Annotated in this window: 11 protein-coding genes; 7 read left to right on the top strand and 4 right to left on the bottom strand. The window is 54.4% G+C overall.

Translation table 11 applies throughout. From position 1 onward, the window contains the following. Position 1: 1 nt before the first annotated feature. Positions 2-1,777, top strand: a complete 1,776-nt coding sequence (locus tag CJP46_RS32655) for a peptidoglycan D,D-transpeptidase FtsI family protein (protein WP_306431113.1) — start codon at positions 2-4, stop codon at positions 1,775-1,777. Here the strand turns inward: CJP46_RS32655 and CJP46_RS32660 are convergent. Further along, a complete protein-coding gene (locus CJP46_RS32660; RefSeq protein WP_094599799.1) occupies positions 1,746-2,900 on the bottom strand; it encodes an AI-2E family transporter in 1,155 nt (384 codons plus the stop codon). The genes CJP46_RS32655 and CJP46_RS32660 overlap by 32 nt on opposite strands. A gap of 197 nt (positions 2,901-3,097) precedes the next feature. Between CJP46_RS32660 and CJP46_RS32665 the strand changes: the two genes are divergently transcribed. Beyond that, positions 3,098-4,510, top strand: a complete 1,413-nt coding sequence (locus tag CJP46_RS32665) for a polysaccharide deacetylase family protein (RefSeq protein WP_094599800.1) — start codon at positions 3,098-3,100, stop codon at positions 4,508-4,510. 207 nt (positions 4,511-4,717) lie between these two features. Here CJP46_RS32665 and ilvD read toward each other — a convergent pair whose 3' ends face one another. Together ilvD and CJP46_RS32675 are read right to left on the bottom strand one after the other, a co-directional pair. Continuing rightward, a complete protein-coding gene (ilvD, locus tag CJP46_RS32670) occupies positions 4,718-6,403 on the bottom strand; it encodes a dihydroxy-acid dehydratase (protein WP_179281426.1) in 1,686 nt (561 codons plus the stop codon). Positions 6,404-6,657: 254 nt separating this feature from the next. Beyond that, positions 6,658-6,900 (bottom strand): KGG domain-containing protein, encoded by a 243-nt coding sequence (locus CJP46_RS32675; protein WP_094599801.1) that lies wholly within the window; start codon positions 6,898-6,900, stop codon positions 6,658-6,660. A gap of 359 nt (positions 6,901-7,259) precedes the next feature. Between CJP46_RS32675 and CJP46_RS32680 the strand changes: the two genes are divergently transcribed. The 4 genes from CJP46_RS32680 (at position 7,260) to mgrA (ending at position 11,378) form a co-directional block, all read left to right on the top strand. Further along, positions 7,260-8,228, top strand: a complete 969-nt coding sequence (locus tag CJP46_RS32680) for a sugar kinase (protein ID WP_094599802.1) — start codon at positions 7,260-7,262, stop codon at positions 8,226-8,228. Positions 8,229-8,307: 79 nt separating this feature from the next. Beyond that, entirely contained in the window at positions 8,308-8,976 is a 669-nt protein-coding gene (locus tag CJP46_RS32685) for a bifunctional 2-keto-4-hydroxyglutarate aldolase/2-keto-3-deoxy-6-phosphogluconate aldolase (protein WP_094599803.1), read from the top strand. 200 nt (positions 8,977-9,176) lie between these two features. Next, positions 9,177-9,920 carry an NAD-dependent protein deacylase gene (locus CJP46_RS32690; protein ID WP_094599804.1) on the top strand — a complete coding sequence of 248 codons (744 nt, stop codon included), beginning with the start codon at positions 9,177-9,179 and terminating at the stop codon, positions 9,918-9,920. Between the two features lie 453 nt (positions 9,921-10,373). Then, entirely contained in the window at positions 10,374-11,378 is a 1,005-nt protein-coding gene (gene mgrA / locus CJP46_RS32695; RefSeq protein WP_094599805.1) for an L-glyceraldehyde 3-phosphate reductase, read from the top strand. 296 nt (positions 11,379-11,674) lie between these two features. Here mgrA and CJP46_RS32700 read toward each other — a convergent pair whose 3' ends face one another. After that, positions 11,675-12,571, bottom strand: a complete 897-nt coding sequence (locus CJP46_RS32700) for an AraC family transcriptional regulator (protein ID WP_094599806.1) — start codon at positions 12,569-12,571, stop codon at positions 11,675-11,677. A gap of 173 nt (positions 12,572-12,744) precedes the next feature. Between CJP46_RS32700 and CJP46_RS32705 the strand changes: the two genes are divergently transcribed. After that, positions 12,745-13,923: a galactokinase gene (locus CJP46_RS32705; RefSeq protein ID WP_094599807.1), complete on the top strand. Its 1,179-nt coding sequence runs from the start codon at positions 12,745-12,747 to the stop codon at positions 13,921-13,923. The last annotated feature ends 1 nt before the right edge of the window (position 13,924 follow it).

Consider the following 13,924-nt stretch of genomic DNA (forward strand, 5'->3'; position numbering starts at 1 on the left):
CTTGAGCGTAAAACATAAGCAGCGCATTTTTTATGTGTTGGTCATCCTTTCGTTTATGATGACGGTACTCATATTGAGACTAGCCTATATTCAGCTGGTGATGAGGGTGTCGGAGCTGCCCGGGAGCCGGTTTACAATGCAGGAAATGTCCGTGCTGCAGCGGGAGCGCGGCATCGTTTTGGACTCGGGACGGGGCAAGTTCTACGACAGGAACGGGGAGCCATTGACTGGGAAGACGGTGTCCGCTGCGGTGCTGTTCCCAGTCTCCGGATCCATCCGGCAAGAAGCAAAGGACAAGCTGGATGCAGTTACCCGGATCCTTAAGACGGATCAGGCCGCCTTTCTGAAGGTATGGGATCACTTGAGCGTCCCGCTGGTATGGCCGGATTCCCACAAGGGCGATCCGTTGTCGTTAAAGGACAACGAGGCACGGCATTTAACGCAGGCTGGAATCAGCGGAATCGAAGTTCTTCCGTACACGAAGCGGTATGAGGATTCTTTGAGCGGGATGCAGTGGCTCGGCTATCTGGCGGAGCAGCCCGGGCAGAAGCATCTGATCCATACGGGGTATGCCTTCCAGGAAGGGGCGGCAGGGTTGGAAAAGACGCTGGAGCCGCTTCTGCGCGGGATGGGGCCGACGACGGCCTATTATACCGTCGATGGAAGCGATCAGCCGATTCCGGGAACGGGCATCCGGATTAAAGGGCCGGGTAATGCCTATTATCCGCTAAAATTCCGCACCACCGTCGATCTGTCGCTGCAGCGGCAGATCGAGCAGTTGGCCAAGGAGTCTGGAATGAAGGAGGGGGCCGTTGTCCTTCTTGATGCGCATACGGCTGATGTGGTGGCCATGGTATCGCTGCCGTTTTACAATCCCATGGATGTTCATCCGCAGCAGAGGGCCTGGAATAATCGCGCTTTACAAGCATCCGTGCCTGGCTCCATATTCAAAACAGTCATCGCGGCAGCGGCCCTGGAGGCGGGTGTCACCTCTCCGGATGAAACCTTTGCGTGCACTGGCGCATACGGTAAATATGGACTCTCCTGCCCCAAAGAGCATGGCGTGATCACGCTGGGGGAGGCCTATGCCGAATCGTGCAATGCCGTATTCGCCGAACTGGCGGAGCGGTTGTCCGCGGGCGAGATCAAATCGGCTGCCCACAAGCTGGGCCTGGATAGAACGGTGGGCTGGGAGGAAAAAGATATTCTCGGCCTGCCTCTTCTTCGTCCGTTTGATCATGAGGATAGCGGCAAGATCTTCGCGGATCCGAATGCGGCCGATCGGGACGGGGGGATCCGCGCCCAGACCGGGATCGGGCAGCGCGACGTTCAGATGACCCCTTTGCAGGCCGCCAACATGATCGTGACGCTGCTTCAACAAGGACAAGTCCATGCGCCACGCATTCTGGAGAGCGTTTCGTATGCGAACGGCCAGCTGATGAAGGAGCTTAAGCCCCATTTGGCTCCTTCATCCCAGGGATCCCTTCAGCCGGGCACCGCGGATTTGATTACCGGCTGGATGGAAAAGGTGGTCACCGAAGGAACGGGGCAGTCGATCCGCGGCACGACATGGAGGCTTGCCGGCAAATCAGGAACGGCCCAGGTGACCATAAACGGGCAGCCGCGTAATCATCAGTGGTTCATCGGGTACGGACCCGTAAACGAACCGAAATACGCGGCTGCAGTACTGTATCAAAATATGTCGCCGTCCTCCCGCAACCAGGCGACGGTGCTGTTCGGACGCATTATGAACCTGCTTGCGGCTCATCCGGCGTAGATTCCGGCGTGCGGGTCGTCATATCAAACGGCGAGACGTCAAACTCCTCCTTGGGAAGACGGATCCAGCTCCGCAAATATCCCTGCTGAAGCAGCTCTTTGATCAGGATCAGCAGCACGGGAGACAAGATCAATCCCGCGACTCCGAAGATCGACAGGGAGATGATCATGAATGAGAGCATAAGGAAAGCCGATGATACGCCGATCGAATTGCCAGTGATTCGCGGTTCAAGCAGCTGGCGGGTGAGAAGCACCACGACGAGCAGGACCGACAGGCCGATTGCAAGACTGATATTGCCGACGATGAACAGGTAGATGATCCATGGGATCAGGACGACCGGAACCCCGACGAGCGGCAGAATATCAAATACGGCGCAAACCAAGGCGAGCGCAAGCTCGTTGCCTGTGCGCAGAATCAGCAGCCCGGCATACACGAGCACAAAGGTGATGAGCACCATGATCAGCTGGGCCTTGATGTAGGATCCGATCGCTTTCAGAACATATGTCTTCAGGAACGTGTAGGCGTTCTTCAGCGTCTTCGGCGACTTTTCCCGCATCACTTTTCTCCAGCTGCCGATTTCGGTGCTGAGGAAGAACGCCAGAATGATGGCGATGCCGAAGTTGCCCATAAAGGACGAGAACGAACTGAACAGTCCGACCATATATTTAAAGAAAGTGGTTGCCCAGCCGCTGGCATAATCCGTAAACGTCGTAAAATATTCGTTCATTTTAGCGGTGACGTTCGGAGGCAGAGCAGCGATTTTTTCCTGTAGAAATTGCGTCAGCCTGGTAAATTCCGTTTGAATCATTTGCGTGTACTTGGGCAAATTATCTTGGACCTGGGCGAACTGGGAGACGACGATCAGTCCAACCCCGAATAGGATCCCAAGGATCACCAGAATGAACAGCAGCACAGATATGGCAGAAGCAAGCGGCTTGGGCATGCCCCTTTTGTTCAAAAACTTGGCCAGCGGTTCGATCATAAAGAAGACGACGAAGGATAAAAAAACGGGAGCGGCAATTTGGTACAGCTTGCTGAATATGTACATGATGAGGAATACGGTAAGTACGATGAACCCGATATCCACAAAGGTTCGCCAGTATTTTTTGTACAGTGGAAGCATCGCGGGCGGATCTCTCCTTTTCAAAAACAGTTTATTTTTTCATTGTACATGATTTATAAAAAAACGCCTATTTCTTGAGCCACTGTGATAAAATAAGAGGTAGCGATTTTTATAGGGTGTCTATGAAAATCAAAATAATGAATCACACATGCCTTTCGGCAAGTCAAAGTCAATACAGAGAAAAGTGGGGATATGACATGCAGACTTTGCTGCTTTGGTTATTTTACATCTCATCGTTTTACGCGTTTATTCCCGGCTTGATCACCCGGATTTTCGGGTTCCGCGTATTCCGCAGAGGAATCACGGACCATGAATATGCGCTGACCTTCGATGACGGTCCCGATTCGGTATACACCCCGAAACTGCTCGACCTGCTGAAGAGGTACAATGCCAAGGCCACCTTCTTCGTCGTCGGTTCGCATGCGGAGAAACATCCCGAAATCGTCAAGCGGATCTATGACGAAGGCCATCTGATCGGCATTCATAATTATGTCCATAAATCGAACTGGCTGATGCGGCCGGGGACGGTCAAGAAGCAGATTATGAAGACCGATAAGGTTATTCATACGATTACCGGAGAGCGCAGTTCTTATTACCGTCCGCCATGGGGAATCGTGAATTTGTTCGATTTTGCCAAGCGGAGCCAGTTCAAGATCGTCCTTTGGTCGTCCATGTTCGGCGATTGGCGGGAGCGCATCGGTGCGGACCGGCTGACGGAGCGGATGCTGAACAAGCTTCAGCCCGGAGAAGTGATGCTGCTGCATGATTGCGGCCTGACGGCCGGAGCCAATCCGGATGCGCCGCAGCAGATGCTGATCGCCTTGGAGCGGGTGCTGGAGGAAGCGGAGCGCCGCGGCATGAAAGCGATCCGTATCGACGAGATGATCGAAGCGAAGGAGAAAGCGCCCGAGCGGAGTCTACCGCGGCTGAAGCGGGCTACGGTCAAAGTCTGGTTGCTGTGGGAGACGCTGTTCCATGCCATGTTTCGGCTGAAAACGATCCGTCCTTATGATCCGTTCATGCATTACCGGCTGTGCACTTATAAGGGACAAACGGTGGAGATGGGAGACGGCGTGACACTGTCCAAGGGAGATAAAGTGATCGAACTGCACTTCGATAACGAGAGGCTGTTCCGGCTCGGTGTCAGGTCCAGATCGATGGTTCATCTGGCCATTCAGATGATTCGCGGGACTGAAGAGCAGCTGCCGGAACTGGCCCGGATCATCCTGAGCGACCCGGAACTGCAGCAGGTGAAGGCTATTTACGGAATCACAATGATTAACCGGGGGCCGAAGCACTTCGGCTTCAAGATTGTCGATTTAAAAGACGGTCTGTTCGCCAAATCGACGAAGCTGTACTTGAAGTTCCTGCTGCGAATTATTAATCCGTCCGGCGAGGAGCGGCTGAAAGATCATGCGGAGCAAATGGTACCGAAGCTGCTGGTGATGCCGGTCGACGTGCTGATCGGGCGGTTTTCCGAGAGCGGATCTCATCGCCGGCCGCAGGTGAAGGAGCCGTCCGATCCGCAAGAGGAGAAGAAGGGCGAGATGCTTGACCTGAACCTGGTTACTTCATCGCAAGGCATTGGCAGCACACCGCCTGCCATCTAATCAAACAGCACTTATATGAACATTGATCGGGGCTGTCCCGGCTGTGGCTAAAGACCATAGCTGGGACAGCCCTTTTTAATGTGAATCGGAACTGGATGAAACAAACAGCCTTCCCGTTCGAGCTTCAGGCTTCATATAAAAAAGGTGCCCCACAAGCCGGAGCGACTTTATGGAGCACCTCTGATACATCTCTAGATGCAGGATGAATTAGATTTTCATGACGCCGCCTTGGCTGGCGTTGGTGACGAGCTTGGAGTAACGGGCAAGATAGCCTGTTTTCACCTTCGGCTCAAAGCCTTTCCAATGGGAGCGGCGCTCGGCCAGCACTTCGTCACTGACTTGAAGCTCGATTTTGCGGTTGTTCAGATCGAGCTCGATGATGTCTCCGTCTTCGACGAAAGCGATCGGACCGCCTTCAGCCGCTTCCGGCGAAATGTGGCCGATGCTGATTCCGCGAGATGCGCCGGAGAAGCGTCCGTCGGTGATCAAGCCGACTTTGGCTCCGAGGCCCATGCCGACGATTTGGGACGTAGGTGCCAGCATTTCAGGCATGCCCGGGCCGCCTTTAGGTCCTTCGTAACGAATGACGACGACATGGCCTTCTTTAACCTTGCCGTTCGCGATGCCTTCCAGTGCCTCCTCCTGGGAGTCAAAGCAAATGGCAGGCCCTTTATGATAGCCGCCGACAGATGGATCCACGGCACCGACTTTGATGATGGATCCTTCCGGTGCCAGGTTGCCGTACAGTACGGCAAGTCCGCCGCGCTCGGAGTATGGCTGGTCGATTGGGTGGATAACGTTCTTGTCCTGGATTTCGCAGCCGGCCACGTTCTCGGCCAGCGTCTTGCCGGTAACCGTCATGCAGTCGCCGAACAATGCGTCCGGCTTCTTGAGCAGCTCGTTCAGTACGGCGCTTACGCCGCCCGCTATATGAACGTCTTCGATGAAGTAATCCGAAGCCGGAGCGAGCTTGGAGATATGCGGCACGCGGTTGGCCACTTCATTGATCCGCTCCAGTGGATAGTCGATGCCGGCTTCCTGAGCGAGGGCCAGGGTGTGAAGCACGGTGTTCGTGGAGCCGCCCATCGCCATGTCAAGCGCAAAGGCGTTGTCGATGGATTCCTTAGTCACGATGTCACGCGGCTTGAGATCCATCTTCACGAGTTCCATAAGCTGGCGTGCGGATTGTTTTACGAATTCTCTACGCTCTTCGGCGACCGCCAAAATCGTTCCGTTGCCCGGCATAGCCAGTCCAAGGGCTTCCGCCAGACAGTTCATCGAGTTCGCGGTAAACATGCCCGAACAGGAACCGCAGGTAGGACAGCCATATTGTTCGAGTTCCAGCAGATCGTCGTCGCTTATTTTGCCGACCTGGTGGGCACCGACGCCTTCAAATACGGATGTCAGGGACAGGCGGCGTCCTTTGCTGTCTACGCCGGCCTTCATTGGACCGCCGCTGACAAAGATCGTAGGGATGTTGACGCGCAGCGCGCCCATCAGCATGCCCGGCGTAATTTTGTCACAGTTCGGGATGCAGACCATGCCGTCAAACCAGTGAGCGGAGACGACGGTTTCGAGCGAGTCGGCGATAATTTCGCGGCTCGGCAGGGAGTAGCGCATGCCGATGTGCCCCATGGCGATGCCGTCATCGACGCCGATCGTGTTGAACTCAAAAGGTACACCGCCGGCTTCGCGGATGGCCTCCTTGACCAATTTGCCGAATTCCTGAAGATGGACGTGGCCGGGAACGATATCGATGTATGAGTTGCACACGGCGATAAACGGTTTGCCGAAATCCTCCTCTTTCACGCCCGCCGCGCGGAGCAAGCTGCGGTGAGGCGCGCGGTCAAAACCCTTCTTGATCATGTCAGAGCGCATTTTATTAGCTGCCATGATGTCTTTTTCCCCCTAACTGTAAGTATCGCGCTTTAGCGCGGTTAACTATGAAAGTGCCCGTATAAAACGAAACGGTTTTAAATGAGTCTATCACAAAATGAAAGCTTTTTCTAGCAATGGTTCGAAAGATTCGGGGAACTATAGGCCTAGGCAGGCAAACAGGAAAAAGCACCTTCCATTCACTGGGAATGGAGGTGCCTCTTGGATTATGTCAATTGTTCATCCGTTGTTGTCTGCTCGTCAGGCAGGGATCAGTTTTTGCCGCCCTTGCGGCCGATTTCTTTATAGAAATCCTTGTCGTGGGACTCGGAAGTGGCTTCGCCGCCTTTTTGACCGATCTCCTGATAGAACTCACGGTCGTGGCTTTTGGAAGTGGATTCCCCGCCTTTGCGGCCGATTTCCTGATAAAATTCCTTGTCATGATTTTTGGCCGTTGCTTCCCCGCCCATACGACCTGCTTCTTCTCTGCTCATTTTACCGTTGTTACGTGCCATTTCAAATCACTCCTTGGAAAGTAGTTTTTTGGGTTTATATAGATTGAACTAAAGTGTACGGTCCAAAACTCCGTACCCGCCTTTCGAAGAAGGCGTGGATGCCGTTAGCCTTAGCTCACTCTATATTAGTTGCGCGCATCCTTTACTTACCACGGCCCAATTGGAGTGAAACAATGAAATTATGAAATCATTGGTAAATAACTTACTTGGATACGGCCTTTCCAGGAGGAGGACTGGGGGGAATCCAGCGGCGATAAAGGGTTGATCATCCAGTAAAACATAAATTGTTACATATTGACAACCCTTCTTCCTCCGCTGACAATAGGGACAGACCAAGTAAGCGGAAAGGGGAAGAAAACATGCAGGAAAGTAACCTACCTGGATCACCCGAGCTAGTCACGTTCGGAGAGAGCATGGGGCTGTTCACGGCGCAGGATTCCCGCGGCCTGGAGTATGCTTCCACCTTACATAAATCCTTTGGCGGAGCGGAGAGCAATGTGGCCATCGGCGTCGCCCGTCTGGGTCACACGTCCGGCTGGTTTGGGGCGCTGGGAAAAGATCCCCTCGGGGACATGATTTACAAGTCGATCCGCGGCGAAGGCGTCGATGTGTCGCAGGTGGTACGCGGCGGTGACGCGCCGACAGGCATGATGATTCGTGAAAATACGGCGGGCCGTTCATCAGTGTATTATTACCGGAAAGGTTCGGCCGCAAGCCGGATGCATCCGGATCAGCTGAATGCTTCCTATATTGCCGGGGCCAAAATTTTGCACGTGACCGGCATTACGGCAGCGATCAGCCCGTCCGGACTGGCCTGCGTCGAAGCGGCTATGGAAATCGCTGCGGCAGCTGGCGTCAAAATCAGCTTCGACCCGAACCTCAGGCTGAAGCTGTGGAGCCTGGAAGAGGCGCGGGGAGTGCTGCTGCGTTTAGCCGAAAAGGCGGATTACTTTTTACCGGGCCTCGACGAGCTGAAGCTGCTGTACGATACGGATGACGATGCGGAGATTTTTGCAAGCCTTTCCAAACTTAAAGCCGTATCGATCGTAAAAGGCGGACCCGACCTGACTTATGTGCTGGAGCAGGGGAACGTTACGGAGGTTCCGTACTTCAAAGCGGATAATGTACTGGATACCGTTGGAGCGGGGGACGGCTTCTGCGCCGGTTTTATCGCCGGACTATTGAAGGGCGACAGCGCGGTCGAAGCGACCCGTCTCGGGAACTTAAACGGCTCCATGGTCATTCAGGCCATGGGCGATTGGGAAGCGCTTCCCACTTGGGAGCAGGTCGAGGCAAAGCTCGGGAATAAGGCGCACATCGAAAGATAACGGGAAAGTTTTCAGGAGCATCCTGGAAATAGACATCCTTCAGGCTTTTCCATATAATGAACACAAAGGAGCGGTCATTGTGAAAAAAATCCAGCTTTTGCAAAAAATTATCGATAGCGGCGTCGTTGCCGTTCTGCGCGGAGATTCGGCCGATCAGGTCTTTGATATGGCGGAGGCGGCGATCGCCGGAGGCATCAAGGTGATCGAGGTAACGCTGACCGTGCCGGGAGCGCTGCATGCGATCGAGAAGCTCAGCCGGATGTACAGCTGGGAGACGAGCGACCCGGACAAATTCGCCATCATCGGCGCGGGGACGGTACTGGAACCTCAGACAGCGCGCGCTTCCATTATGGCGGGAGCCCAGTTTGTCGTCGGTCCTTCGCTGAATCCCGAAACGGTCAAGCTGTGCAATTTGTACCGCGTACCGATTTTGCCTGGCGTTATGACGATCGCCGAAGTTCAGCAGGCGCTCGAGCTCGGGGTCGATATTGTAAAGCTGTTCCCTGGCAGCCTGTACGATCCGTCCATCATCAAGACGATGAAGGGTCCGCTGCCTCAAGCAGATTTTATGCCGACGGGCGGCGTATCGCTGTCTAATCTCGGCGACTGGATCAAAGGCGGAGCGGTGGCCGTCGGCATCGGATCGGACTTGACGAACGAGGCTGTAAAGACCGGGGATTTAAGCCATGTTCGCACAAAAGCGGAGCAGTACATGGAGGCATACCGCAAGGCGAAGTCGGAGCTGTAAGCAGGTCGGAAATTTTTGATCGGAATCATATCTAAAATCAAAGCCCGGATATTTTTGAATCAAACCCCTTAGTATAGGGTACTACAGCATACAGCCTGCCGTCCCGAATGTGGAGGCGGGCTGGTCCTTTATTCCTTATGAAGCGATAAGCCGCGGATAGGATCAAAGAGGACCATCACTTGTGGAGGTGCACCAATATCGTGCAGAAAATAGATACACTTGCCTCTTGGATTGAACAAAGCGGCAATATCGTTTTTTTCGGGGGAGCGGGGACGTCCACGGAAAGCGGCATTCCCGACTTTCGTTCCGCCGCCGGGCTGTATCAGACTGAGCAGCACCTGCCTTATCCGCCCGAGCAAATGCTGAGCCGGTCCTTTTTTATGAAGCTGCCCGAGGTGTTTTTCGACTTTTACCGCAGCAAAATGCTGCATCCCGATGCGGTCCCGAACGGCTGCCACCAGGTGCTGGCTAAGCTGGAACAGGCCGGCAAGCTGAAGGCCGTTGTGACCCAGAATATCGACGGACTGCATCAGAAGGCGGGAAGCAAAGAGGTGTTGGAGCTGCACGGTTCGGTACACCGCAACTACTGCATGGGCTGCGAAGCATTCTACGACCTGGAGCACATTATGGCGACGAACAAGCTCGTTCCGCGCTGCCCAAGCTGCGGCGGCATCATCAAGCCGGATGTCGTTCTCTATGAGGAGCCGCTGGACCAGCAGGTGCTCTTCGGTGCAGTGGAGGCGATCTCCCGGGCGGATCTGCTCATCATTGGCGGTACCTCTCTGACTGTTCAGCCGGCGGCGGACTTGGTGTCCTATTTTCAGGGAAACCGCACCGTTCTCCTGAATATGGACCCCACTCCATATGACCGCAAAGCGGATCTGCTGATCGCGGAAAAAATCGGCGAAGTGATGGAGCAGGTGGAGCGGAAACTGGGTATTTAGTTGGTGGAGGATGTTATCGATGCATGATGCCACGCGGTTGCAAATAAGTGCAAAGTAGTTAGGGGCCGGATTCATGTCACTCGCAGTTATTTATCGGTAAGCCGGCCAGATACAGCGCACAAGATGACGGGTACCAGAACAGGGCTAGACCAGGTAGTGCTCAATGCATTGACACCCAGGATCAACACAAAGTTAAACGGGTATCGTGAACAGACACCCAGGGGTCTGCTCATTCAACCTATCGCCATTGGGCTTCCCGCAAGTTTGATTTCGATATTACAGGTTGAATCCATTAATGGGGAATCCCAGTTACAGCTGCATTCCATAGTACAACTAGGAAGGGGACCGGCCGGGACCTCCAGCCCGTGTAATCGGTTTCTTGTCAAATGCCTTGCCGAGGATTTATGATGGTTCTAGCAGTCTATTAACCGTGAGAGAGAAGGGCGGATATCAATGGCATATACACCAAGCGAATCACGTTATGAAGAGATGACTTATAACCGCTGTGGCCGTACGGGACTGAAGCTCCCGGCCATATCGCTGGGACTCTGGCATAATTTTGGCGGAATCAATACGTATGACAATGCGCGGAACATGGTCACCCGCTCGTTTGATTTAGGGATTACCCATTTCGATCTGGCCAATAACTACGGACCTCCTCCCGGTTCGGCGGAAGAGACGTTTGGCCGGATTCTGACCCAAGACCTTAAGAGCCACCGGGATGAACTGATTATCTCGTCCAAAGCCGGATATTACATGTGGCCCGGACCTTACGGGGAGTGGGGATCGCGCAAGTATATCGTCTCCAGCCTGGATCAGAGCTTAAAGCGAATGGGGCTGGATTACGTCGACATTTTTTATTCGCACCGCTTTGACCCCGACACTCCGCTGGAAGAAACGATGATGGCGCTTGACCATATTGTGCGCTCCGGCAAAGCGCTGTACGTCGGCATTTCGAATTATACTGCGGAGCAGACGGCCGAGGCCGCCGCCATCCTGAAGCAGCTGGGAACGCCGCTCCTGATCCACCAGCCAAGCTACTCCATGTTGAATCGCTGGATCGAAAACGGCCTGCAGGACGTGCTGGACGAGCAGGGGATCGGCACGATTGCTTTTACTCCGCTGGCTCAAGGGCTGCTGACGAACAAATATCTGAACGGCATTCCGGAAGATTCGCGCGCAGCGAGTCCGTCGGTCTTCCTGAACGAGAGCAACATTACGCCGGATGTGCTTCGCAAGATTCGGGCGCTGAACCAGCTTGCCGCCGCCCGCGGCCAAAGCCTGGCTCAACTGGCGCTGGCCTGGGTGCTTCGCGGAGGACGCGTCACCTCGGCACTTATCGGAGCCAGCCGCGTCAGCCAGATCGAAGATAATGTGGCTGCGCTGAAGAACCAGGAATTCAGCAAGGAGGAGCTGGACCGGATCGAAGCGATTTTGAAGACGGAAAGCGAATCCTGATCCTGTCTATCCTGCGCATAAACGATAGGCTGGTTCCGCTGACGGAAACTTAAGTCCATATCGTTGATCTTACGAACCATAACTCTCATATCCGTGTATCATTAAGCTTACGATCAATAACTGTCACGTCATTGACCATACGCGGAGTAACTGTCTTGTCATGGAACACACGCAGTATAATATAACTCGCTTGTCATTGAACTTAAGGGGAATACCCGCTTGTCATGGAGCTAACGCATAATAACCCGCTTGTCTGCCAAAGGGCAGGGCAGGCGGGTTATTGTGTATCATGGCGCCTAGGATCCGCGCAGGGAATCCGGCCGGGCCGACGCTACGGGATCCGGAGCCGTCACCACGGTGCGGTACGCTGTGGGAGACTGCCCGCACAGCCGTTTGAACTGGCGGGAGAAATACAGGGCGTCCGTCAGCCCGACGGAAGCGGCCACCTGCTCGATCGACAGCTCCGGCCGCTCGCGAAGCAGCTGGCGCGACTTGTCGATGCGGAGCTTAAGCAAATAGGTTACCGGCGAGCAGCCGGTTTCCTTCTTGAATATCCGCGACAGGTAGGCGCGGTTATAACCGAGGCTGTCGCACATCTGCTCAATGGAGACGGGATGGGCGTATTGTGCGGACATATAGTGGATCATCTGCTTGACGGTTCGCTGCACCTGCGATTCCGTTCCCGTCAGCCGGGAATGGCTTGACAAAATATTCTGCGCTTCGGAGAAGATGAGGTACAGATAGCCAAGCGACGCCAGATCGGCGCTCTCTTGCTTCGTATAGAACGCATCCTGCATCCGTTCGATGGAGCCGGGGATCATGGTGTTCCCGTCGGTAAAGAGCACCGGATGCAGCGGATCGAAGCCGGTGTTCGCAAGGAGCTGCTGCGCTTCCCTGCCGGAAAAGGCAGTCCAGCGGTAACGCCAGGGTTCGTCGGCGTCGGAGGCATAGCTGACCAGTTGGCCGGGATGAATGAGAAAGCAGCTTCCTTCCCCGAGCTCATAGGTCCGCTGCTCGGTTCGAAACGTCCCTTTTCCCTCTTCTACATAATGAAGCAGATAGTAATCGTAAATTTTCGGCCCGACGGCATGCACCGGCTTGGTCTGGCTTTCTCCCGCGAACAGCACGTGCAGCGGGCCGTCGTCATGATATACGGGGTTTGAAGCAACGGAGTAGGTCTCCTGCGGAATCATGGATTCATCGATCCTTTCACAGACTTCAAAATAATTGCAGTCTTTCTTACACCATTATAATCCCCAAGGTCACATAAATCCATATGGAGTCAACATAATTGCATTAACGTGAACAGGAAGTCCTTTTATAATGAAATAGCAGGACCATAAGGAAAGGATGGGTGCATATCTCTATGAAATCGGAAACTTTATTGCAGCAATTCATGACGAAATACGGTGACAGCAACCAGGAAGTACGGGTGTTTCATGCTCCGGGCCGGGTCAACCTGATCGGAGAGCATATCGATTATAACGGAGGTTACGTTCTTCCAGCGGCGCTGGAGTTTGGCACGACGCTGCTCGTACGGGAACGCGGGGACGATTTGATTCAGCTGGCCTCCACAAATTTGCCTTATGAGTACAAATTAGCCGTTAAGGAAATCGGCAGCAGCAAAACTGGCGAGTGGGTCGACTATGCCGTCGGCGTCATGGTCGAGAACGCCAATATTGGCTGTCCGGTCACGAAAGGGTATGACCTGCTCTATCACGGCGATATTCCAAACGGTGCTGGATTGTCTTCTTCCGCTTCGATCGAAGTGGTTACTTCGTATGCGCTGCAGTCGATGGAAGGCTGCAGTACGGACACGGTGCAGATCGCGCTCCTGTCGCAAAAAGCCGAGAACCAGTACGTGGGCGTCAACTGCGGCATCATGGACCAATTCGCCGTCGCGAACGGCAAGAAGGACCATGCGATCCTGCTCATGTGCGACACGCTGGAATACAAGCATGTTCCGTTCCGCACCGCGGCTTACAAGATGGTCATTGGCAATACGAACAAGCGCAGAGGCCTGGTGGATTCGGCCTACAACGAGCGCCGTTCGCAGTGCGAAACGGCCTTAGCCCAGCTGCAGGCGAAGATGCCTTCGCTTCAGTATTTGGCCGGCCTGACACCGGATCAATTCGAATCGCTCAAGGATGCCATCGCCGATGAGACAGTCGTAAGGCGCGCCCGGCACGTGGTCGAAGAGAACCAGCGGGTGCTGGACTCGGTGGAAGCGCTGAAGCAGAACGATCTGCAGTCCTTTGGACAGCTGATGAACGCTTCGCATGCATCACTGCGTGACCTGTATGAGGTCAGCTGCGAAGAGCTGGACGTCATGGTTGAAGAAGCACAGCGGATCGAAGGCACGCTGGGCTCGCGGATGACCGGAGCCGGTTTTGGCGGCTGCACCGTGTCGCTTGTGCATGAAGATGCGGTGGAGCGGTTTATTCAGCAGGTCGGCGAAGCGTATCAGGCGAGAACGGGCCTTAAGGCCGATTTCTATGTGTGCAGCGCAGGAGACGGAGTCAAAGAACTGAAAGGGGATCACTAAG

It is taken from the genome of Paenibacillus sp. XY044 (assembly GCF_002257645.1).
GTDB lineage: Bacteria > Bacillota > Bacilli > Paenibacillales > Paenibacillaceae > Paenibacillus_AQ.

Bases quoted from the DNA above. Each gene is read 5' to 3' on its own strand.
- CJP46_RS32660 (WP_094599799.1), bottom strand. From the start codon at position 2,900: ATGCTTCCACTGTACAAAAAATACTGGCGAACCTTTGTGGATATCGGG.
- CJP46_RS32665 (WP_094599800.1), top strand. From the start codon at position 3,098: ATGCAGACTTTGCTGCTTTGGTTATTTTACATCTCATCGTTTTACGCG.
- ilvD (WP_179281426.1), bottom strand. From the start codon at position 6,403: ATGGCAGCTAATAAAATGCGCTCTGACATGATCAAGAAGGGTTTTGAC.
- CJP46_RS32675 (WP_094599801.1), bottom strand. From the start codon at position 6,900: ATGGCACGTAACAACGGTAAAATGAGCAGAGAAGAAGCAGGTCGTATG.
- CJP46_RS32680 (WP_094599802.1), top strand. From the start codon at position 7,260: ATGCAGGAAAGTAACCTACCTGGATCACCCGAGCTAGTCACGTTCGGA.
- mgrA (WP_094599805.1), top strand. From the start codon at position 10,374: ATGGCATATACACCAAGCGAATCACGTTATGAAGAGATGACTTATAAC.
- CJP46_RS32700 (WP_094599806.1), bottom strand. From the start codon at position 12,571: ATGATTCCGCAGGAGACCTACTCCGTTGCTTCAAACCCCGTATATCAT.
- CJP46_RS32705 (WP_094599807.1), top strand. From the start codon at position 12,745: ATGAAATCGGAAACTTTATTGCAGCAATTCATGACGAAATACGGTGAC.